The organism is Acidovorax sp. T1, assembly GCF_002176815.1.
In the GTDB taxonomy this organism is placed as follows: Bacteria; Pseudomonadota; Gammaproteobacteria; order Burkholderiales; family Burkholderiaceae_C; genus Acidovorax.
In genome coordinates this window covers 1,284,423-1,305,000 of the sequence record NZ_CP021648.1, presented here as the reverse complement: position 1 = coordinate 1,305,000, position 20,578 = coordinate 1,284,423, and the positions used below count along the sequence as shown (strand labels likewise).

The following is a 20,578-nucleotide window of genomic DNA, read 5'->3' as shown; positions in this document are numbered from 1 at the left end:
AGCGCATCGAGATTCGTGACATGCACACCCGTGCCTTGCTGCGCACCCACGCCAAGGCCGAGCGTCCCGGCACGGTGATTCTGCCCATGGAGGAGCGGGTGTTCAATCCGTCTCGCGAGACCCGCCTGATCCTGCGTCAGGCCGGCGAGATTGGTGAGCACGCCAGCCGGCTGTGTGAGCTGCTCTTTGCCATCGAGGGTCGTGTCGGGCAGCGCAAGCTCTGGGGCATTGTGGGACTCATGCGCCGTTACCCGGCGCACTGCATCAATGCCGCCTGCGCCCAGGCCCTGGAGCAAGGGGTCTACAGCTACAAGCGCGTGCTGGCGCTGACCGAAGCCCTCTTTGCCCAGGCGATGGCGGCCATCGAGGCTACCTGCGGCGAAGCACCCGCCGCCGGTGCCCACGCGCTGACGCAGCAGCATGAGCTCATCCGAGACGCTGAGGAGTACAGCGATCTCTTCGCGCTCGCCGCCGCCACGGCAAACACCACCACACCACCACCACCACCACCACCAACCAACAACACCACCAACGCACCGGGAGTTCAGCCATGAACATGATCGAGATCGAACGCGCGCTGCGCGAGCTGCGCCTGTCCGGCATCGCCGAGACCCTGTCCACCCGCGTGATGCAGGCCCAGGCCGCCCAGCAGCCTTTCCTGGAGACCTTCGCCGCCATGCTGCAAGACGAGCTGGACCGCCGGCGCTCTCGCCTGACCGAGCGCCGCTTCAAGCGCTCGGGTCTGGATGAGCGCCCCTCGCTGGCTGACTTCGACTGGCGTTTCAACCCGAAGCTGCCGCGCAGCGCCTGCTTCGAGTTGCACACCCTGAAGTTCATCGGCGAGGGGGCCAACGCGCTGATCATCGGCAAGCCGGGCACCGGCAAGAGCCATGTGGCCAAGGCCGTGGCCTACCAGGCCACGCTGCAGGGCTATGACGTGCGTTACCTGGAAGCCGACACCGAGTTCGCCCGTTACGCGCTGGCCACTACGGCAGAGCGCACCGAGCTGCTCAAGGACTGGGTCGCGCCGGACCTGCTCGTCCTCGATGACCTGTTCCTGGCCAGACGCATCAGCGAGCATGCCGCTGAAGTCCTACAGGCCATCGTGCACCAGCGCTACAAGCTGCGCCGCGCTGTTCTCATCACGTCCAACCGCGTGGTGCAGGACTGGGGCAAATACCTCGGCGACGCCACCATGGCCAGCACCATCCTGGATCGCCTCATGCACCGCTGCGCGATGCTGGAGTTCGAGGGCAAGAGCTACCGCCTCAAGGAGGCCGCTGCACGCATCGCCATCACACCCGAGTCGTCATAATCCGACCGTCCTGCCTGGGGGAATTTGGGGTGGCCAAGGGTGGGGGAATTTGACCTGGCCATCGGGGACTATAGCATGGAAATTCTGGCGAAACCAGCCCCTGCGGAACTATCTTCGCTCAAACCTTCCACTTCTCCAGCAACTTGTCGGGCCCCAGGCTGTCATACCCCTCGAAAGGCTGGTGAATCCACGGATTGGTAGGCAAAAACTCCACCGAGTAGTCCGGCGTGAACATTGACAACCCCTTGGTCCAGATCACGGCGCTGCGCAATTCTGAAATAGGAGCGTAGCTCGTCTTCAACATGTCGATCACCGCGCGCAACGTGTGGCCGGAGTCCGCCAGGTCATCCACCAACAACACTCGCCCAGCGATTTCACCTTTGGGCGTTGTGATGAAGCGCGCGATATCTAGGTGCCCCTGCACCGTTCCGGCTTCTGCCCGATAGGAACTCGTTGACATGATTGCCAAAGGCTTGTCAAAGATACGACTCAGGATATCCCCTGGACGCAGCCCTCCGCGGGCCAAGCAGAGAATGGTGTCGAACTCCCATCCCGACTGATGCACCTTCAGCGCCAGCTTCTCGATAAGGCTGTGGTACTCGTCATAACTCACATAAAGGTGTTTGCCGTCTTCCGTCAACATGTTCGCTCCTGATTTAATAGCTGCTAGCGCACTGTAATCGAGCACGCAGAGAGGTTATGCCACGTAAGGATGGCGCATCAGGATGGTGTGATCGCGATCCGGACTTGTCGAAATCATGGCGATCGGCACGCCTGTGACTTCGGCTATGCGTTCCAGGTATTGCCGAGCGGCCAGGGGCAGCTTGGCATAGTCCGTGACGCCGACGGTGGAATCGCTCCAGCCTGGCAGCGTTTCATAAATGGGCTGGCAACGGGCAATGTCATCGGCCCCCATTGGCAGTAGATCAATCAAGTCTCCGTCGAGCTCGTACCCGGTACACAGCTTCAACTCATCCAGACCATCGAGAACATCCAGCTTCGTAATACACAACCCTGACAAGCCATTGACCTGTGCGCTGCGCTTGAGCAAGGCAGCATCAAACCATCCACAGCGTCGACTGCGCCCCGTCGTCACGCCCTTTTCGGCGCCCACCGTGCTCATGTGATAGCCGGGCGTTCCCGGTTTTTCCCAATCCAGCTCAGTAGGAAAGGGACCGCCGCCCACGCGCGTGCAGTAGGCCTTGGTAATGCCAAGGATGTAATGCAGCATGCCGGGGCCGACGCCCGAACCCGCAGCAGCGTTGCCTGCGACGCAATTGCTGGAAGTGACATAGGGGTAGGTGCCATGATCCACATCCAGCAGGGTGCCTTGCGCACCTTCAAACAGCAGGTTGTCACCTGCCTGGTGTGCGTCGTTGAGCTCCCGCGAGACATCCGCCATCATGGGCTTGAGCAGCTCGGCGTGCCTCATGGCCTCGGTGTAGACCGCATCGAACTGCACTTCGCCATCACGGAGATAAGGCGTAAGAGTGTCACCAAAAACGAATTTGGCAGACCCCAAAAAGGTTGTCAGCACGTGATTGTGCAAGGCAAGGAGTTCGCGCAATTTCGCGGCAAACCGCTCCGGGTATTTGAGGTCCTGTACCCGCAGGGCACGGCGGGCAATCTTGTCCTCGTAAGCAGGACCAATCCCTCTACCGGTAGTGCCAATCTTTTCCGTACCACCTTGTTCACGGGCTGCTTCCCGGGCCACGTCCAGCGCCGCATGGAATGGAAGTATCAACGGGCACGCCTCGCTGATGCGCAGGCGTGAACGCACTTCCACGCCGGCCTTCTCAAGCCCTTCAATTTCCTCGAAAAGCTTGGCCGCAGACAACACCACGCCGTTGCCGATGTAGCACTTGACACCCGGTCGCATGATGCCACTCGGGATCAGATGCAGCGCGGTCTTCACGCCATTGATCACCAGCGTGTGCCCTGCGTTGTGACCACCCTGAAAGCGGACCACGCCCTGCGCGCTCTCCGTCAACCAGTCCACCAGTTTGCCTTTGCCCTCGTCACCCCACTGGGTGCCGACCACGACCACATTGCGACCTTTGGTAACTTTCATCACAGACCCAATTCAATTGTCAGTTGCTTCAATAGCTTGCACGACCCACTGACCGGAGACTGATATCAGTTCTCGGTCGCAATGGAACTCATCAACTTCACTTTCATGCCCCGGCAGTACACAGACCACGGTCTCGCCGCGGCTACGCAAAGCTGCAATGGCAGCATGCACATCACCCGAGTCGCCCCAGGGCGCACGGATGGCGGCCTTGAGCGCACGCGGCGACACCACGCTGACCACCTGCTTGATATCAAGGCTGAAACCTGCCGCAGGTCGGTTGCGACCAAACACGGCGCCCACTTCGTCATAGCGACCGCCACGCACCAATGCGTCACTGGCTCCGGGCGCATAGATGGCAAAACGCGCTCCGCTGTAATAGGCGTAGCCCCGCAAATCAGCCAGGTCAAAACTGACGCGCACGCCTTCCAGACGGGACGCCAGCCACTTCAAATTCAAGAGCACCTCACGCACGCCAGCCGTACGTTTGAGGGCTTTTTCTGCCTCAATCAGAACACTGTCATCCCCATAGAGCTGCAACAGTGCAAGCAGCCCCTCACGGGATGCCACGGGAAAATCGCGGGCCAAAAACGCCAGTTCGCCGGAATCCTTGGTTGCCAATGCTGCATGGATGGCCTGAAGCAACGGGGCATCCACGGCAACGCCTGCGAGCAAGCTGCGAACAATGCGCACATCGGCAAGGTCCACGCTGGCGTCTTGCACATTCGCCACGCGCAAGCAATCCAGGGCCAGCAATGCCGCCTCAAGGTCTGCCTCCAGCCCGGCATGGCCATAAATTTCCGCACCAAACTGCAGGGGCTCACGCGTCGCATGGGGACGATCAGGCCGTGTGTGCACCACCGGGCCGCAATAACACAGGCGAGTGACACCCTTGCGGTTGAGCAGGTGGGCATCAATGCGGGCCACCTGGGGTGTAGTGTCGGCACGCAGCCCCAAGGAACGGCCAGAGAGCTGGTCCACCAACTTGAAGGTCTGCAGGCCAAGCGCCTCACCGGTTCCGGTCAGCAATGACTCCAGGTGCTCCAGCAACGGCGGCATGACAAGCTCATAGCCATAGCAGCGGGCCGTATCAAGCAGCCCGCGACGCAATTCTTCGATGTGCCGCGCTTCGGACGGCAAGACATCGGCAATGTGATCCGGCAGGACCCAAGCAGACATGGAAAAATGGGAAGGCTGTTAAAAACGCGATTCTACCGGCAGGGACGAAACCCACTGAAACTCCGCTCAGGCTCAGGAGGGACGTCCGGCAGAATCAGACAAGCAGCATCGCTATGCCAGACACGATGCACAGCAACGCAAAAAACCGAATCTGGCCATCGCGCAACTGCACCATCTGCGTAAAGACACGGCGCCAGCCAGCGGGTGACACGAACGGCAGCAGCCCCTCAATCACCAACACCAAAGCCAGCGCCGTCCAGAGACTATCGTTCAATTCCACGCTCACTGCCGGGGCGTTATTTGCGTGTCGGCTGCGCAGCAGGGGTAGCCGAGCCGCCCCGAAAAACCTTGAAGAAATCAGACGATGAAGGATCGAGCACCATCACGTCGCTCTTCTTGCTGAAACTTGCCTTGTAAGCCTCCAGGCTGCGATAGAACTGCGCAAATTGAGGGTCGCGGCCAAAAGATTCGGCATAAATGCGCGCAGCCTCGGCATCCCCTTCACCCTTGACCTTCTGTGCGTCACGGTAGGCATTGGCGATGGTGATCTCGCGTTGGCGATCGGCATCGGCACGGATCTTCTCCCCCTCCGCGCCCCCCGTCGAGCGCAACTCATTGGCCACGCGCTTGCGCTCCGCCTCCATCCGGCGATAAACGGATTCGGTGATTGCCTCGACATAGTCCACCCGGGTGATGCGGACATCCACCACGTCCACGCCCCAAGGCTTAGCACCGCGGACGGTTTCCAGCACCTCACGTTTCACGTCGGCCATCAAGTCCTCTCGCTTGAGCGATAGCAGCTCCTTGACGGTTCGCTTGTTGACTTCTTCCTGAAACGCATTGCGCACCACGCGATTGAGCTGCATTGCCCCAGCATTCTCATCCAGACCAACGTTGCGGATGTATTCAGTGGGCTCGGAAATGCGCCAGCGCACATACCAATCAATGACCACGCGCTGTTTTTCGGCCGTCAGCATGGGCTCGGTGTCGGTGCTGTCGAGCGTCAATAACCGCTTGTCGATATAAGACACATTCTGGAAAGGCGGCGGCAGCTTGAAATTCAGCCCGGGCTCCGTGATGACCTCCTTGATCTGCCCCAAGGCATACAAGACGCCGAACTGGCGCTGGTCCACCACAAAAAGCATCGAACTCATCAATGCGAGCACTACCAAAACGGTAGAAGCAATAAATCCAACTCTGTTCACAAGCTGCTCCTAGCGGGTTTCGCGGTCACGCGTACGACTGCTGTCACGCGCACGGGAATCGTTCGACGAACTGCCAGCCGGCGCCAATGGCGGCACGACCGCCGCCGCACCACCACTGACAGGAGCTTCGACGGCTCCAGGTGATTGCGCGACGTTCTGCATGATCTTGTCCAGCGGCAGGTAGAGCAGGTTGGAACCCTGCCGCGACTCCACCAGCACCTTGGTGACGTTGCCGTAAATCTGCTGCATGGACTCGAGGTACATGCGGTCGCGCGTTACCTGGGGGGCCTTCTGGTATTCGGCCAGAACAGACGAAAACCGTTGTGCATCGCCCTGGGCCTGGGCCACGATGCGGGCCTTGTAAGCATCCGCCTCTTCCTTCAAGCGGGATGCGGAACCGACGGCACGGGGGATGACATCGTTGGCATAGGCCTCGGCTTCATTCTTGGCCCGCTCTCTCTCCTGCCCTGCCTTCAATACATCGTCAAACGACGCTTGCACCTGCTCCGGTGGACGCACGCCCCCTTGCTGCAGATTGATGCCGACCACCTCCACCCCGACCTTGTAGCGGTCGAGAATCGTCTGCATCAGTGCGCGTACCCGCGGAGCAATCTGGTCACGCTCTTCGGCCAGGGCCGTGTCCATGCGCATCTTGCCCACCACTTCGCGCACGGCGGTTTCTGCCGCCTGCACCACCGCATCTGCCGGATTCTTGCTTTCGAAAAGCCAGGCCCGGGCATCGCTCAGGCGGTACTGGACGGCGAACTTGATTTCGACAATGTTTTCATCTTCGGTCAACATGGCCGACTCGCGCAGGCCCGTGCTCTTGATGACATTGTCCCGCCCCACGTCGGCAGACCGGATCTGGGTCACAAAGACCAGTTCATGGCGTTCGATCGGATAAGGAAGGCGCCAGTTGAACCCCGCCCCCTTGGTGCTTTGGTACTTGCCAAACCGGGTAATGACGGCCTGCTGACCTTCCTGAACGATGAAAATGCCGGTTCCCATCCAAATCACAAAAACGATACCCGCGATGAGTCCGATGCCCACGCCAGCATTCTTCATGTCCGGTTGAAAACCGCCGCCATTGCCGCCACTCGGACCACGCGAGCCGCCGCCTTTGTTACCGAACAGCCCCGCCAGTTTGCGATTCAGGTCGCGCCACAATTCGTCCAGATCAGGGGGCTGTCCGGAAGAGCCGGAATCACGCCCGCGGCCTCCCGAGGGCTGCGTTGGTGGACGCTCCGGTTCAGGACGATTGCCATCCTCGGGCTTGTCCTCGCCGCGCCCCCAACGTGGATCGTTCAGGTTGAACATTCCACGGATGCGTTCCGGCAACATGGCCCAGCGTGGGTTACGGTCTTGGAAATTCATGCGCAAAGTCTCTGGTTCTCTGGTGACATCGATTCAACCGGCATTGTGCCCAATCAAGGCGCCTGGATCGGGAATTCAGCGAGAGTGCCTGGGGTCATGTCGGACTGCGCCGCCAACACGGTCTGGGCCAATTTCTGCCGCAGCACATCCAGCCCCTCCCCGGTCCGCGCACTGACAAACAGGCGGTCGACCGGTCGTCCATCCAGCTCGTAAACATCCTGCAACATGGCGGGACGCTGCTCCGGTGGCACCGCATCCAGCTTGTTGAATACCAGCAACTGGGCGATATCTGCGGCGCCGATTTCGTGCAGCACGCGTTGAACTTGATCGATCTGCTCGGGAAAGTTGGGGTTGGACGCATCCACGACATGCAGCAGCAAATCGGCATCTACGGCCTCTTGCAGTGTGGCCTGGAAGGCATCCACCAATCCGTGCGGCAAGTCACGAATAAAACCGACGGTGTCTGACAGCGACACGGATCTACCGGCCTCCCCGAGATAAAGCTGCCGCGTCGTGGTGTCCAGGGTGGCAAACAGCTGGTCGGCGGCATACGCCCTGGCCTTTACCAAGGCGTTGAACAGGGTAGATTTGCCCGCGTTGGTGTAGCCCACCAAAGAAATGTTGAAAGTATCCCGCCTCTCACGCTGACGCCGTTGCGTCGAGCGCTGGCGCTTCACCTTGACCAGGCGCTCCTTGGTGCGCTTGACAGCGTCGCTGATCATGCGGCGATCCAGCTCGATCTGGGTTTCGCCCGGCCCTCCGCGCGCACCAATCCCGCCGCGCTGGCGCTCCAGGTGCGACCACCGACGAACAAGGCGTGTGCTCAGATACTGCAGACGCGCCAACTCCACCTGCAGCTTGCCTTCGTGGCTGCGGGCGCGCTGGGCAAATATTTCCAGGATCAACAGCGTGCGGTCGTTGACCGGCAACTCCAGATGGCGCTCAAGATTGCGTTGCTGTGCCGGACTCAATGACTGGTCAAAAAGCACCTCCACAGCACCGTGCATCTGCGCAAGCGTGCGGATTTCATCTGCCTTGCCAGAGCCGACGAACAGCGCCGCGTCCGGTGCCTTGCGCTTGCACGTCAGGCGTGCGACAGGCTCCAGACCAGCGGTCTGCGCGAGCAGCCCCAATTCTTCAAGATTGGAGTCGAAATGAGGAAGACCAAAATCGACTCCCACCAACAGCACTGGAGCGCGGGGAGCGTTGATCGAATCAGAGGAACTCAAATGAACCGGCCCATCTTCTTGGCGGGCCGTTGCAGGCCAGCCGTGCAGTGACACCGCAAATCAGGCGCCGCTGTTGTCAGCATCCGGGGTATCAGCTGTCGAGAAATTGACCGCACGACCCGGCACAATGGTGGAAATGGCGTGTTTGTAGACCATCTGAGTCACCGTGTTACGAAGTAGCACGACATACTGGTCAAATGATTCAATTTGCCCCTGCAGCTTGATACCGTTTACGAGATAAATGGAAACCGGCACATGTTCCTTGCGCAGGGCGTTAAGGAAGGGGTCTTGCAGAAGTTGACCTTTATTGCTCACGATATTCTCCGTGTTCAAGTGTTGTTGTAAACCAGCACCTTACCACAGCGTGCGCCGCAGTCAGGGCACACCCCCGCCAAATCCCTCCGGAATTCACGCTCTTGATTCAACTGTCGTCTTTGTCGGCAAAGGGGTTGTGAGAGGTCTTCATTTCGATACGCAGGGGGGTTCCCACCAGATCGAATTCCTTGCGGAAACGCCCTTCCAGAAAACGCTTGTAGGCATCCGTCACATGTTCCAGAGAATTACCGTGGATCACGATGACCGGTGGATTCATGCCGCCCTGGTGGGCGTAGCGCATCTTGGGTCGGAACATGCCTGCACGCTTGGGTGCTTGAAACTGCACCGCCTCCAGCAGCACGCGCGTGAGCACTGGCGTAGACATCTTGCAGGTGGCCGCCTTGTGCGCCTGGGCGATCGAGGTCCAAAGTGGACCCAGACCTTGCCTCTTTTTTGCGGAAATGAAATGCATGGCCGCAAACTTCAGAAATGCCAGCCGGGTTTCAATAGACCGCTCCAGCAATTGGCGCTGGTAGTCATCCACGGCATCCCATTTGTTGACGGCCAGAACCACCGCGCGCCCACTCTCAAGGATGTATCCGGCAATATGCGCGTCCTGGTCCGTGACACCCTGGGTGGCATCCAGCAACAGCAAGACCACATTGGCGGACTCGATGGCCTGCAGGGTCTTGACCACCGAGAACTTCTCGATGGCCTCAAACACTTTCCCCTTGCGACGCAAGCCGGCCGTGTCGACCAGCTCAAAACGTTGGCCATTGCGCTCAAAAGGCACCGTGATGGCATCGCGGGTGGTGCCCGGCATATCGAAAGCCACCAGGCGCTCTTCACCCAGCCAGGTGTTGATCAGCGTTGATTTGCCCACATTGGGGCGGCCAGCCACAGCCAACTTGATCACGCCCTTGTCGATGTCCTGCTCGGCATCGTCCGGCTCTGGCAGATGCAGCGGTTCCAGGGCAAGATCGACCAGCCCGCGAATTCCCTGCCCGTGGGCAGCGGACACGGGGTAAACGTCACCCAGGCCCAGTTCGTAGAACTCAGCCAGTTGGATACCCTGCAGCATGCCCTCCGCCTTGTTCGCGACCAGAACACAGGGCTTGCCAAGGCGGCGCAGGTAGTTCGCAATATCGTGGTCCTGCGCCGAAACACCCGCACGGGCATCCACCACAAAAATCACCACATCGGCTTCCGCCACAGCCTGCTGTGTCTGTTTGGCCATCTCGCGGTAGATGCCACTGGATGCGTCCGGCTCAAACCCCCCGGTGTCAATCACGATGTACTCGTGCTTGCCTTGCTTGCCGTTGCCGTAGTGCCTGTCGCGCGTCAACCCGGCAAAGTCGGCCACGATGGCATCCCTCGACTTTGTGAGGCGGTTGAACAACGTGGATTTTCCGACGTTCGGACGCCCCACGAGGGCGATAACTGGCTTCATTGAAAACAACCCATCAATCAGGACGGAAGCCGTATATCCCGCCATTGCGGGTGACAGCCACCAAAGTATCTGCAGCGACAACCGGCGCGGCGGCGATGCCGGAGGCATCTGTGGTCAAGCGGTTCAAGGGACTGCCATCCTCGCGGGACAGCAGATGCACGAGCCCGGCATCATCCCCCACGACGACCGACCGCCCCAACAGCAATGGCGCCGTGAGCTTTCGAAATTTGAGCCGATCCGATGTCCAGGCGCGCGTGCCATCGGCTCGTCTCCAGGCCAGCAGCGACCCATTGCTCTCAGCCCCGAAAATAAGTTCGCCGTCGCCGTGGATGCCCTCGATTCCCGCGGCAAGCTGCGTCCATGCCACGGTGCCGCGCGCCGTATTCACGCATCCGACCGCTGCCTGGAATGAACGCGCACAAACACTGTCGCCGACACGCGAAACACGTCCCACCAGATCCACCAGGCGCTCTACATCGTTCGTGCCCCGAGCACTGGCCAGGGGTGCTTCCCATCGCACGCTGCCATTGTCAGGATTGAAACCTACCAATCGGCCCGACAAGCCGACCACCAGCGTATCACCAACCGCCAAGAGCACCCCGGACTGACGCAATACCAGCGGCTCACCTGGGCGGGACTGAATCCACAAACGCCGCCCCGTCGCCGCATCATAGGCAGAAACCGACCGATCAGCTGACAGCACAAAAATGCGGTTTCCTGCAACCAGCGGGGCGGTGAAGGTCTGCGTCTGCAACGGCTTGCGCCACAGCTCACGCCCGGCCTCCATAGCCACCAGCATATTGCTGCGGGAAACAACGGCAGTCCACTTGCCGTCACTGCCAACACCTGCCGACAAGGGTTCACCCAGCGATGTGCGCCATAGATCCGCCCCCGAGCGGGCATCCAGAGCGACCACAACGCCATCCGCCGAGGCTAGTGTCACGACGTGGCCCGCGGCGTGAATATCCAGCGGCAACCCTGCAACGCTCCCGATACGCGCTGTCCAAACCTGGCGGACACCCAGAACGGGAACATTAGGCCCAAGATCCGCAGGCACTGGCTTGGAACTCCCACCCCAGAGAGAGCAGCCACTCAGAACAACCCCAATCAAAAGTACAGACACCACATGCTTCGCACGCGATATCCACTGTGGGGGAAACGGGGCTAGGGCGAATCTCATTTCTTGACCTCATCGGATACAACAACAGCCATGGCAGCGCCTTGTGGATGGACTCCCAATGCGTTGAGCTTGACCTCTACCAGGCGGCGATACTCCACACGGTCATCTAACGCCTTGAATGCGCGCCTGTACTCAGCGACGGCTTGGTCCTGCTTCCCCTGCAGCATCAATATGTCGCCCTTGCGATCAGCGACCACCGCCTCGAACTCTGCAGGAAATGATCCCGAGACCTGTTTGAGCGCTTCATCCAGCTCATTCAGATCCATCAGCACACTGGACAGACGCAAGCTGGCAAGCGCCTTGTAGCCATCATCATTGGCCTTTTCAGCAACCCAAGCCAAAGCTTCCCTGGCACCCTTGATATTGCCGGTGTCGAACATGGTTTTGGCAAGAATCAGCCCGGCTTGGGCTGCCTGGGTCGTTCCTGAATATTTGGAGCGAAGGTCACCGAATGCCTGTTCCATGCGCGCCTGGTCACCAGTGCTTGAAGCCACATCCACGGCATCAAAAAGTGCCGCAGCCTGCGTTGCCTGGCGATTTTGCCAATACTGGTAGCCATTCCACGCTGCTACTGAACCAAATACCAGCAGCGCCAAGCTACTGATCAATGTGCCCCAGGTATTCCAGAAATGCTTGAGTTGATCAAGCTGCTCTTGTTCTTCGAGATCGAGATGATTGGCCATGAATATGCTGGGGATTAACGGGAAATTTGGAGGGTGCTGGCCCACTCGGAAACATTATCAAGGCGGTGCTCAATCTGCGAACCACTGCCGTCTCGCAACGATTTGCACAAGACCATGCCACGCGCCAATTCATCGGATCCAAAAATCAGCGCGTGCCGGGCACCACTGGCGTCCGCTTTTTTGAACTGGGATTTCATGCTACCCATGCCTTCACCCGACGCTGGGGCACCATGCATCTGGACGCTGACGCCATGCGCCCGCAACTTCTCCAGCGTTGCAACGGCCACAGGCAAAGTGGTCACATCCGGGATGACGGCATAAACATCTGGTGATACTGGGGGAATGGCGCTGCCCTGCTCTTTCAGAAGCTCCAGCACGCGCTCCACCCCGAGCGCCCAACCTACTGCAGGCGCGGCCTTGCCACCAATCTGTTCAATCAGGTAGTCATACCGCCCACCGCCGCAAATGGTGCCCTGGGAGCCCAGCTGGTCGGTGACAAACTCAAACACGGTGAGATTGTAGTAATCCATGCCACGAACCAACCGTGGATTGACCTGCCAGGAAACTCCGTTGGCATCCAGGATGGCCTTCACTGCATTGAAGTGGCCCAGGGATGCCTCACCCAGGAAATCGATCAATCGCGGCGCCGCCTCGACAATCGCCTGCATGGCCGGATTCTTGGTATCCAGAATCCGCAGGGGATTGCTGTGCAGGCGCCGACGCGCCTCCTCATCCAGAGCATCCACATGACGCTCCAGATAGGCAATCAAGGCAGCGCGGTGCGCCTTGCGCTCGTCTGGCTGCCCGAGGCTATTGAGTTCAAGGCGCACATTTTGAAGGCCCAGTTCTTTCCATAACGCATTGGCCAGCAAAATCAATTCCGCATCCAGTTCCGCGCCCGGAAATCCGAGCGCTTCCGCACCAATCTGGTGGAACTGGCGGTACCGTCCGCGTTGCGGACGCTCATGCCGGAACATGGGCCCCATGTAGTACAAGCGTTTACCACCGTCGTACAGCATGGAGTGTTCAGCCACCGCACGCACCACGCCCGCCGTCGCCTCCGGCCGCAAGGTCAGCTGCTCGCCATTGAGACGGTCCTCAAAGGAATACATCTCCTTCTCGACGATGTCAGTCACCTCGCCCAGCCCGCGCACAAACAACGGCGTCGGCTCGACGATGGGGGTGCGGATGTTGCGATAGGCGTATCGCTCCATCAGCGCCCGCACCTTGCTTTCAAGCCACTCCCACCGCGCGGATTCGGGCGGCAATATATCGTTCATGCCTTTGACGGCGGTCAGCTTCTCAAGCCTCGCCACAGGGGTTCCTTTTTCAGTACTCACTGCGATATTTTTCTTTATGGACAGGGGAAGACAAAAAATAGGGCGCCCCCATGAAAGACAGCGGCGCCCTGAATAGGGGATATGGCCAGTCCTAGGCAGTTGCAGAAACTGCACCGAATCGCTTTTCTATGTAGTTTTCAACGATCTGGTGGAATTCATTGGCGATGTTGTCGCCCCGCAGGGTGAGGGCTTTTTCACCATCAATGAAAACAGGGGCAGCCGGCGCTTCACCGGTTCCAGGCAGGCTGATGCCGATATCCGCGTGCTTGCTTTCACCCGGGCCATTCACGATGCACCCCATGACCGCCACCTTGAGGCTTTCCACACCGGGATAGCGCACACGCCACACGGGCATCTGCGCACGAAGGAAATCATCAATCTGTTTGGCAAGGTCCTGGAACGTGGTGCTGGTGGTGCGGCCACAGCCTGGGCAGGCCGTCACGCTGGGCACGAAAATCCGCAACCCCAGCGACTGCAAAATCTCCGAGGCGACCACCACTTCCTGCGTCCGCGCTTCACCGGGTTGGGGCGTGAGCGACACGCGAATGGTGTCGCCGATGCCCTCTTGCAGCAGTATGGACAAGGCCACCGCCGAAGCAACCGTTCCCTTGGTCCCCATGCCGGCCTCCGTGAGCCCCAGATGCAGCGCATAGTCGCAGCGGCGCGCCAGTTCACGGTAAACCGAAACCAGGTCCTGAACGCCACTGACCTTGCACGACAGGATGATCTGATTGCCATCCATGCCCATATCTTCGGCGCGACGGGCCGACTCGACCGCGGAGGTAATCAACGCCTCGTACATCACCTGGCGCGCATCCCACGGAGTGGAGCGGCGGCTGTTGGCATCCATCAGGCTGGCCAGAAGCTCCTGGTCCAGGCTACCCCAATTGACGCCGATGCGAACCGGCTTGTTCCAGCGCATGGCCGCTTCGATCATCTGACCGAACTGTCGATCCCGCTTGTCACCCTTGCCGACGTTGCCCGGATTGATGCGGTATTTCGACAATGCCTGCGCACAATCCGGAAAATCCGTCAGAAGCCGGTGTCCGTTGTAATGGAAATCACCGACCAGGGGGACGCTTTCCCCCATGCGGTCCAGTTGCTCCCGAATGTAGGGAACCGCCGCTGCAGCCTCCGGCGTGTTGACGGTGATCCGGACAAACTCCGACCCCGCCTGGGCAAGCTCCTTCACCTGGATGGCCGTGCCGATGGCGTCCACCGTGTCCGTATTGGTCATGGACTGGACCCGCACAGGCGCATCACCCCCTACCGTGACAATGCGGGATCCCCACACCACCTGCGCTTGCCTGGAGCGGCGAGGTGCCGGTTTTGCCACATTGATCGGAGCGTTATCGCAAACCATGTTTTCCACTATTTCACCTCGAAGCGAGCGACGTTTTCACGGGACACGGGGCCGAGCGCAAAGGGCTTGCCGTGCACAAAAACTTCGGTAGCATCGGCGCGCCCAACCACTACCGCCAACGGTAACGCGCCAGACACAGAAACCGTCTCATTGGGTGCCAAATTGCGCTGCAACACCACGGCCCCCGTCGCCTCACGGACCTGTATCCACGACTCGCCGCGCGCCTTGAAAGCGAGAACACCGGCGGGCGCATCGGCAGCCGGCAACTCGGCAGTCGATGCCGCGACGAACGGCAAAGCAGCGACAGGCGCAGCGCCCAAAGCGGGCTCCGTCGGCTCACTGGCAGCAACCGCGGCTTCCACACCCGGTGCAGAAGCAGGGTTCACCGGCGCCGGCGCTGGAGCCACGGCTGCAGGACGGTCCTGCGCCCCATCTGCAACGGGCGTCGAAATCGTTGTGCGGGTCTCTGCCTGCTTGAACCAGGCCGACAAATCAGCATCCAGGCTGCGGGGCAGGAAAATCATCAGCGCCACCCCCACCAAGAGCAGGCCCACCGCCCACACCAGCGGTCTCGGCCCGGCAACGGCAAACGGCGCAGACGATGATTTACCCGTGAATCCCTTGACAGGCGCACTCAGGCTCGTATCCCCACTGGAAAGTCTCGGACCTTCTCCTTGGGGAAGCAGTGCCAAAACCGGCTGGGGGTCGATCTTCAGGGTGCGGCAGACACTGGATGCCAGCGCGCGCACAAAGACGATGTCCGGCAGTGCCGAAAAATCGTCCGACTCCAAGGCTTCGAGCTTGCCCACAGGAACCTTCAAGGCAGCGGCCAGAGCGGCAATGTGCAAGCCTGCGGCCTCTCGGGCATCTCGCAACAACGCGCCCGCAGTCACTCCCTGCACCGATGGGCCAGGCGATTCCGCCACCAGTTGCGCAACCATCGACTCACTCATTGAATGCCCCACGTTCAAAAGCACCCCACTCCCGTGAATCAGGAAACCGCTTGCGCAACTGATCGGCAAGCTGCCTCAAAGCCACGGTGTCACCCAAGGCACGCTCTACTTTGATCCCCAACCACAGGGACTCGGAATTGGCGTATTCGCTGTTATTAAGGCGCCGGATATAAAACTGCGCCCGACTCCATTCATTGCGTCGGAGCAGCAATGACGCCAGGTGGTACCCCACCACGGGGTTGGCAGCGTCCAGCTCGTAGGCCTTGATCAGGGATTGCTCGGCCTCGGCATACTGCGCAGCGCTGACTTGGCAAAGCCCCTTTGCCATTAGCGTCTTACTGCGGGCAAGGTAAGCGGGATTGTTCAGCGCACGGACAAATTGCTGATCCGCTTCTGCATACTTTTTCTGCTGACACAAAAGCCAGCCAAAGTTGTGCAACACATTGGAGTCACCAGGACGCAATGCCAGCGCCCGGCGAAAGCTTTCTTCTGCCTGCGCAAAATCATTGAGGCGCAAATAGATAAGGCCGCGCAGGTTATGGGCGTCGGCATAGGTCGCATCGGATGCCAGCGACTGCTTGACCTCGTCCAGGGCCACCGCGGTTTGCCCCATCTCGAAATAGTTCGCTGCCAGTTCCAGGCGGATTCGGGCGCGGCGCCGCGCCTCGGGCTCGTCGGATGGTGTGACCAGGTCTGCCGATGACTCCGTCGCAGAAGCCCCGCCGTTCGCCGCACATCCACCCAGCGCAAAAAAACAAGCCAGGGCACCACATGCCATGAGCGTCCAGCGGCCATATTGCCGCCAGCGTCCAGTCGATCCCACCATGTAGCGCCTCCTTCAAAAGTGGCGACCTAAGTCACCTGTTTGAGCACGATTGTGCGTTGCTTTGCCATGCGCTCCACCGCACGCGTGCGGTCTTTCACATCGCCCGCCAACTGGCCGCAGGCGGCATCGATATCATCCCCGCGCGTCTTGCGCACTGTCGTGACAATTCCCGCGTCGCTCAGCACTTTTGCAAAAGTTGCCACTTGCACCTGGGAAGAGCGCGTGAGACCCGATGCGGGAAATGGATTGAACGGAATCAGATTGAATTTGCAGCGAATCCCGCTGCCGCGCGATGGCTTGACCAGCTCGATCAGCTGGTGGGCGTGCTCGATCTGGTCGTTCACACCATCCAGCATGCAGTATTCGAAGGTAATGAAGTCCCGTGGCGCATGCTCGAGATAGCGGTGGCAGGCATCCAGCAATTCCCGGATCGGGTATTTGCGGTTGAGCGGAACCAGGTAATCGCGCAAGGTATCGTTGGGCGCATGCAAGGAAACGGCCAGCGCCACCGGACAGTCTTGTGCCAGGCGGTCCATCATGGGAACGACACCCGAAGTAGACACCGTAACGCGCCTGCGCGACAAGCCGTAACCATGGTCATCCAGCATCACCTTGAGCGCCGGCACCAGGGCTGAATAGTTCTGCAGCGGCTCACCCATGCCCATCATCACCACGTTGGAAATGATGCGGGACGATGTTCCAAGGCGCTTGCGCAAGGCGTGCTCGGCAAACCACAGCTGCGCCACAATTTCACCCGTGGTGAGGTTGCGGCTGAAACCCTGGTGCCCCGTTGAACAAAACCGGCAACCGACCGCGCAGCCTGCCTGAGACGATACGCACAGGGTTCCCCGGTCATCTTCGGGGATGAACACGGATTCGACGGCATTGCCGCCACCCACATCGAACAGCCATTTGACGGTGCCATCGGCGGACACATGTTCACTGATGACGGGCAGGGCCTGCACATGCGCACAGCCCTTGAGCTTGGCGCGCAAGGCAACGGCCAGATCGCTCATGTCATCGAAATCGCTGGCGCCCCGCTGGTGAATCCAGCGGAAAAGCTGCGTGGCACGAAAACGCTTTTCCCCGAGCTGCCCACAAAATTCGGCCAGCCCGTCGAGGTCAAAATCGAGAAGATTGGTTGTCATGGTTGCCGCGCCCGGAACAGGTCGCAGCCGTCCCCAGCACTTGCTTTCTCCAAGGAGATTGGAACGAGCGTGGGGACGATCATGTCAGCGCGCGTAAACGTTCATGCCGGCGAAGAAGAAGGCGATTTCCACTGCAGCGGTTTCAGGGGCGTCGGAGCCGTGCACGGCATTGGCATCAATGCTGTCTGCAAAATCGGCGCGAATGGTGCCGGCCTCGGCCTTCTTCGGATCCGTTGCGCCCATCAGCTCGCGATTCTTCAAAATAGCGTTTTCACCTTCCAGCGCCTGGATCATGACGGGGCCGGAGATCATGAAATCCACCAGATCCTTGAAGAATGGACGCGCCTTGTGCACAGCATAGAACTGCTCTGCTTCCAGACGAGAGAGGTGCGCCATGCGGGCAGCGACCACTTTCAGGCCAGCGGCTTCAAAGCGGGCATAAATCTGGCCGATGACATTCTTGGCCACTGCGTCGGGCTTGATGATGGAGAGAGTACGTTCGATAGCCATGTTGATTTCCTGGTGTGATGTTGCTGTATTTTTTGCCCGTCGGGCAAAGCTTTTGATTCTAACCGGGCAAGCAATCCCCGGCCGCCTTAGCGATTTCCTCCGCGACGCGGCCCGCCCCCCCCGGCACGCCCGCCGCCGCCCGTGCGGCGCTGATCCTGGCGGTGGCGCGAGAGGCTGTCCACACCAATGTAGCCCACCGATGTTTTCATGGGATCAGGCTGTGCGGTGCCGCGCTGGCGATCCGGATTGCCGCTTCGCGCACCTGAAGCATCGGATCGGCGAGGTGCCTGGCCACGGGGCCCACCCACCCCACCACCGCTGGCGCCCGGCGGACGCTTGCGGCCATCGCCCATGCGTTGACCGCCGCGACCGCGATATCGATTGCCCCGGTCTGCGCTGGCAGAACCCTCCTCGCCGCGGACTTCAGTGGCTTGCGGGCGCCCGGCGCCGGCGGCCTGCACCAGTGCGCGGATATCGCTGTCATCGAGCTCCAGCCAGGCACCCCGCTTCAGGCCACGGGGCAAGACCATTGCACCATAACGGATGCGAATCAGACGGCTGACGGCGTGGCCCACGGCCTCCAGCATGCGCCGGACCTCGCGATTGCGGCCTTCGGAAATGGTGACGCGATACCAGCAATTGGAACCCTCGCCGCCGCCGTCCTCGATGGAGCCAAACGCAGCCATGCCATCGTCCAGCCGGACGCCGTCCAGCAGTTGCTGCTTTTCTTCGTTGCTCAAGGCGCCCAGGACACGCACGGCATATTCCCGCTCCAGCCCAAAACGGGGGTGCATCAGCTGGTTGGCCAACTCGCCCGAGCTGGTGAACAGCAGCAAGCCCTCGGTGTTCAGATCGAGCCGCCCGACCGACTGCCATTTGCCCTGCTGCAAGCGGGGGAGCTTGCGAAACACCGTCGGCCGGTTCTGCGGGTCATCGTGGGAAACCACTTCGCCGACGGGCTTGTGGTACGCGATGACACGCGCTGGCGGTGGATCGATGCGATAGCGAATCGGCTTGCCATTCACCTTCACCTGATCGCCAAACTGCACGCGCTGACCGATGTGCGCAGGCTCGTTGTTCACCGAGATCCTGCCCTCCAGAATCAACTGCTCCATCTCCAGACGAGAGCCCAGTCCTGCCTGCGCAAGGACCTTGTGAAGCTTGGGCGTTTCCACCTGGGGCAACAAGACGCGCTTGGGGGGCACTGCCTCGGCGCTGACTTCATCGGCATCAAAACGGCCCGAAATGACGTCTTCGAATTGGTAGCCACCTGCGGCAGGTGGGGATCGCTTGCCACGCCCAGCGCCCTCGGCGTGGCGTGGCTTCGCCTGGGGCCTGGCGCCGGGCTCGCGATGGTCATCCGTCGACGGCGACTGTGCGCTGCCGGTGTCCGATGGCAAGTCGGCACCGTTCGATGAATCCGTGAATGCCACAGCGGGCACGGGATCCGTCGGCAGATTCGCCAGCGCATCCAATGCCTCGCCATCTCCGGGCAACACCGCCGAAAGCTGGGGCGCCACTTCCCCGACGGCACCAGCCATTGGCTCGGCTTTCTTGCGCGGGGTTTTGCGTGCCGCAGGTTTTTTTGCGGGCACCGCGCCTTCGGAATTCACCGCCGCGTGCGGTATGTTCTGAGGATCGGAAGTGGAATCGTTCATAAATTATTTCCCGGGACACCCCCTGGAGCATCCTCTTGTTCATCACGGAGATCCTTCTCCGCACTTTGCTTGGCCCGCATCTCCTGCGGCACCGCTTGGGGGGCCAACCCCGGCAACCCTTCGCTCACCGAGGCAAGAATGTCCGGGGTATCGCTTGCGTGCATCTCCAAGGCACCCTGCCGGCTTGCGACCGATGCCATGGCATCCAGAACCATGGCACTGCCCGCGGGGTCATCCAGCACCGGCAACTGGTCCAGCGACTGCAACCCCAGATCGTCCAGAAACTGTCGCGTGGTGGCAAACAACGCGGGCCGGCCCACTGTTTCGCGATGCCCGATAACCTCGACCCAACCCCGGTCCTCCAACTGCTTCACGATCAGGCTATTAACCGTGACCCCCCGGATATCTTCAATATCCCCACGCGTCACCGGCTGGCGGTACGCAATGATGGCCAAGGTTTCGAGCGTGGCCCTGGAGTAGCGTGGCGGCTTCTCCGGGTGAAGTTTGTCCAGGTATTCGCGCATTTCGGGGCGGCTTTGAAATCGCCACCCGGAAGCCACCTGGACCAGTTCGACACCCCGCAAAGCCCAGTCCTGCTGGAGTTCCTGCAAAAGGACTTTCAGCGTGTCCGACCCCAGCGCATCATCAAAAAGTACACGCAGCTCCCGCACAGCCATGGGCTGCGCAGCGCAGATCAGGGCGGTTTCGAGGACCCGTTTGGCATCCACCGTATTCATGGTTCAGCGATTCCGGGAAAAATTGGGCCACGCGTCGATTGCGGG

General features: G+C 60.4%; 21 protein-coding genes (1 of these 21 running past the window's edge). 2 read left to right on the top strand and 19 right to left on the bottom strand.

Annotation, left to right across the window (positions count from 1 at the left end; genetic code table 11):
* Nucleotides 1-554 carry the 3' portion of an IS21 family transposase gene (gene istA / locus CCX87_RS06240; RefSeq protein ID WP_087744702.1) on the top strand. 1,081 nt of this gene lie to the left of the window's left edge, so 554 of the gene's 1,635 nt are visible here — the last part of the coding sequence; the start codon falls outside the window, past its left edge; the stop codon is at nucleotides 552-554.
* Entirely contained in the window at nucleotides 551-1,315 is a 765-nt protein-coding gene (istB, locus tag CCX87_RS06235; protein WP_056269326.1) for an IS21-like element helper ATPase IstB, read from the top strand. Before istA ends, istB begins: the two co-directional genes overlap by 4 nt.
* 118 nt (nucleotides 1,316-1,433) lie before the next feature.
* Here istB and CCX87_RS06230 read toward each other — a convergent pair whose 3' ends face one another.
* The 19 genes from CCX87_RS06230 to scpB form a co-directional block, all read right to left on the bottom strand.
* Entirely contained in the window at nucleotides 1,434-1,958 is a 525-nt protein-coding gene (locus tag CCX87_RS06230) for a phosphoribosyltransferase (RefSeq protein WP_087744699.1), read from the bottom strand.
* A 54-nt stretch (nucleotides 1,959-2,012) separates the two neighbouring features.
* Complete coding sequence (locus CCX87_RS06225; RefSeq protein ID WP_087744696.1) at nucleotides 2,013-3,386, bottom strand: adenylosuccinate synthase; 1,374 nt, start codon at nucleotides 3,384-3,386, stop codon at nucleotides 2,013-2,015.
* Nucleotides 3,387-3,398: 12 nt separating this feature from the next.
* Nucleotides 3,399-4,562 carry an ATP phosphoribosyltransferase regulatory subunit gene (locus tag CCX87_RS06220; protein ID WP_087744693.1) on the bottom strand — a complete coding sequence of 388 codons (1,164 nt, stop codon included), beginning with the start codon at nucleotides 4,560-4,562 and terminating at the stop codon, nucleotides 3,399-3,401.
* Between the two features lie 94 nt (nucleotides 4,563-4,656).
* Nucleotides 4,657-4,842 (bottom strand): DUF2065 domain-containing protein, encoded by a 186-nt coding sequence (locus CCX87_RS06215; RefSeq protein WP_026436286.1) that lies wholly within the window; start codon nucleotides 4,840-4,842, stop codon nucleotides 4,657-4,659.
* A 16-nt stretch (nucleotides 4,843-4,858) separates the two neighbouring features.
* Nucleotides 4,859-5,767 (bottom strand): protease modulator HflC, encoded by a 909-nt coding sequence (gene hflC, locus CCX87_RS06210; protein WP_087744690.1) that lies wholly within the window; start codon nucleotides 5,765-5,767, stop codon nucleotides 4,859-4,861.
* A gap of 9 nt (nucleotides 5,768-5,776) precedes the next feature.
* A complete protein-coding gene (hflK, locus tag CCX87_RS06205) occupies nucleotides 5,777-7,141 on the bottom strand; it encodes an FtsH protease activity modulator HflK (RefSeq protein ID WP_087744686.1) in 1,365 nt (454 codons plus the stop codon).
* A 53-nt stretch (nucleotides 7,142-7,194) separates the two neighbouring features.
* A complete protein-coding gene (gene hflX / locus CCX87_RS06200; RefSeq protein ID WP_087748206.1) occupies nucleotides 7,195-8,370 on the bottom strand; it encodes a GTPase HflX in 1,176 nt (391 codons plus the stop codon).
* Nucleotides 8,371-8,430: 60 nt separating this feature from the next.
* The gene (gene hfq, locus CCX87_RS06195) at nucleotides 8,431-8,685 is read right to left on the bottom strand and encodes an RNA chaperone Hfq (RefSeq protein WP_086928773.1); all 255 of its coding nucleotides are present in this window, start codon (nucleotides 8,683-8,685) and stop codon (nucleotides 8,431-8,433) included.
* Nucleotides 8,686-8,791: 106 nt separating this feature from the next.
* On the bottom strand, nucleotides 8,792-10,135 hold the full coding sequence (der, locus tag CCX87_RS06190) for a ribosome biogenesis GTPase Der (protein WP_087744683.1): 1,344 nt from the start codon (nucleotides 10,133-10,135) through the stop codon (nucleotides 8,792-8,794).
* A 13-nt stretch (nucleotides 10,136-10,148) separates the two neighbouring features.
* Complete coding sequence (bamB, locus tag CCX87_RS06185; protein WP_087744681.1) at nucleotides 10,149-11,315, bottom strand: outer membrane protein assembly factor BamB; 1,167 nt, start codon at nucleotides 11,313-11,315, stop codon at nucleotides 10,149-10,151.
* Nucleotides 11,312-11,998, bottom strand: coding sequence for a YfgM family protein (locus tag CCX87_RS06180; protein ID WP_087744678.1), 687 nt, complete (start codon nucleotides 11,996-11,998; stop codon nucleotides 11,312-11,314). The genes bamB and CCX87_RS06180 overlap by 4 nt, the downstream gene beginning before the upstream one ends.
* A 14-nt stretch (nucleotides 11,999-12,012) precedes the next feature.
* Nucleotides 12,013-13,278: a histidine--tRNA ligase gene (hisS, locus tag CCX87_RS06175; RefSeq protein WP_232476547.1), complete on the bottom strand. Its 1,266-nt coding sequence runs from the start codon at nucleotides 13,276-13,278 to the stop codon at nucleotides 12,013-12,015.
* A gap of 151 nt (nucleotides 13,279-13,429) precedes the next feature.
* Entirely contained in the window at nucleotides 13,430-14,701 is a 1,272-nt protein-coding gene (gene ispG / locus CCX87_RS06170) for a flavodoxin-dependent (E)-4-hydroxy-3-methylbut-2-enyl-diphosphate synthase (protein WP_087748205.1), read from the bottom strand.
* An 8-nt stretch (nucleotides 14,702-14,709) separates the two neighbouring features.
* Nucleotides 14,710-15,654, bottom strand: coding sequence for a helix-turn-helix domain-containing protein (locus CCX87_RS06165; protein ID WP_087744672.1), 945 nt, complete (start codon nucleotides 15,652-15,654; stop codon nucleotides 14,710-14,712).
* Nucleotides 15,647-16,480 (bottom strand): type IV pilus biogenesis/stability protein PilW, encoded by an 834-nt coding sequence (gene pilW, locus CCX87_RS06160; RefSeq protein ID WP_087744669.1) that lies wholly within the window; start codon nucleotides 16,478-16,480, stop codon nucleotides 15,647-15,649. The genes CCX87_RS06165 and pilW overlap by 8 nt, the downstream gene beginning before the upstream one ends.
* 26 nt (nucleotides 16,481-16,506) lie before the next feature.
* The gene (gene rlmN, locus CCX87_RS06155; RefSeq protein ID WP_087744664.1) at nucleotides 16,507-17,628 is read right to left on the bottom strand and encodes a 23S rRNA (adenine(2503)-C(2))-methyltransferase RlmN; all 1,122 of its coding nucleotides are present in this window, start codon (nucleotides 17,626-17,628) and stop codon (nucleotides 16,507-16,509) included.
* Nucleotides 17,629-17,712: 84 nt separating this feature from the next.
* Entirely contained in the window at nucleotides 17,713-18,138 is a 426-nt protein-coding gene (gene ndk, locus CCX87_RS06150; RefSeq protein WP_087744661.1) for a nucleoside-diphosphate kinase, read from the bottom strand.
* 86 nt (nucleotides 18,139-18,224) lie between these two features.
* Complete coding sequence (locus tag CCX87_RS06145) at nucleotides 18,225-19,796, bottom strand: pseudouridine synthase (protein ID WP_087744658.1); 1,572 nt, start codon at nucleotides 19,794-19,796, stop codon at nucleotides 18,225-18,227.
* On the bottom strand, nucleotides 19,793-20,533 hold the full coding sequence (gene scpB, locus CCX87_RS06140) for an SMC-Scp complex subunit ScpB (protein WP_087744655.1): 741 nt from the start codon (nucleotides 20,531-20,533) through the stop codon (nucleotides 19,793-19,795). Before scpB ends, CCX87_RS06145 begins: the two co-directional genes overlap by 4 nt.
* Nucleotides 20,534-20,578: the final 45 nt, after the last annotated feature.

Excerpts from the sequence above, each read along its gene's own strand:
- istB (WP_056269326.1), top strand. The coding sequence starts at position 551 with ATGAACATGATCGAGATCGAACGCGCGCTGCGCGAGCTGCGCCTGTCC.
- CCX87_RS06230 (WP_087744699.1), bottom strand. The coding sequence starts at position 1,958 with ATGTTGACGGAAGACGGCAAACACCTTTATGTGAGTTATGACGAGTAC.
- CCX87_RS06225 (WP_087744696.1), bottom strand. The coding sequence starts at position 3,386 with ATGAAAGTTACCAAAGGTCGCAATGTGGTCGTGGTCGGCACCCAGTGG.
- CCX87_RS06220 (WP_087744693.1), bottom strand. The coding sequence starts at position 4,562 with ATGTCTGCTTGGGTCCTGCCGGATCACATTGCCGATGTCTTGCCGTCC.
- hflK (WP_087744686.1), bottom strand. The coding sequence starts at position 7,141 with ATGAATTTCCAAGACCGTAACCCACGCTGGGCCATGTTGCCGGAACGC.
- der (WP_087744683.1), bottom strand. The coding sequence starts at position 10,135 with ATGAAGCCAGTTATCGCCCTCGTGGGGCGTCCGAACGTCGGAAAATCC.
- bamB (WP_087744681.1), bottom strand. The coding sequence starts at position 11,315 with ATGAGATTCGCCCTAGCCCCGTTTCCCCCACAGTGGATATCGCGTGCG.
- CCX87_RS06180 (WP_087744678.1), bottom strand. The coding sequence starts at position 11,998 with ATGGCCAATCATCTCGATCTCGAAGAACAAGAGCAGCTTGATCAACTC.
- hisS (WP_232476547.1), bottom strand. The coding sequence starts at position 13,278 with ATGAACGATATATTGCCGCCCGAATCCGCGCGGTGGGAGTGGCTTGAA.
- ispG (WP_087748205.1), bottom strand. The coding sequence starts at position 14,701 with ATGGTTTGCGATAACGCTCCGATCAATGTGGCAAAACCGGCACCTCGC.
- CCX87_RS06165 (WP_087744672.1), bottom strand. The coding sequence starts at position 15,654 with ATGAGTGAGTCGATGGTTGCGCAACTGGTGGCGGAATCGCCTGGCCCA.
- pilW (WP_087744669.1), bottom strand. The coding sequence starts at position 16,480 with ATGGTGGGATCGACTGGACGCTGGCGGCAATATGGCCGCTGGACGCTC.
- rlmN (WP_087744664.1), bottom strand. The coding sequence starts at position 17,628 with ATGACAACCAATCTTCTCGATTTTGACCTCGACGGGCTGGCCGAATTT.
- ndk (WP_087744661.1), bottom strand. The coding sequence starts at position 18,138 with ATGGCTATCGAACGTACTCTCTCCATCATCAAGCCCGACGCAGTGGCC.
- CCX87_RS06145 (WP_087744658.1), bottom strand. The coding sequence starts at position 19,796 with ATGAACGATTCCACTTCCGATCCTCAGAACATACCGCACGCGGCGGTG.
- scpB (WP_087744655.1), bottom strand. The coding sequence starts at position 20,533 with ATGAATACGGTGGATGCCAAACGGGTCCTCGAAACCGCCCTGATCTGC.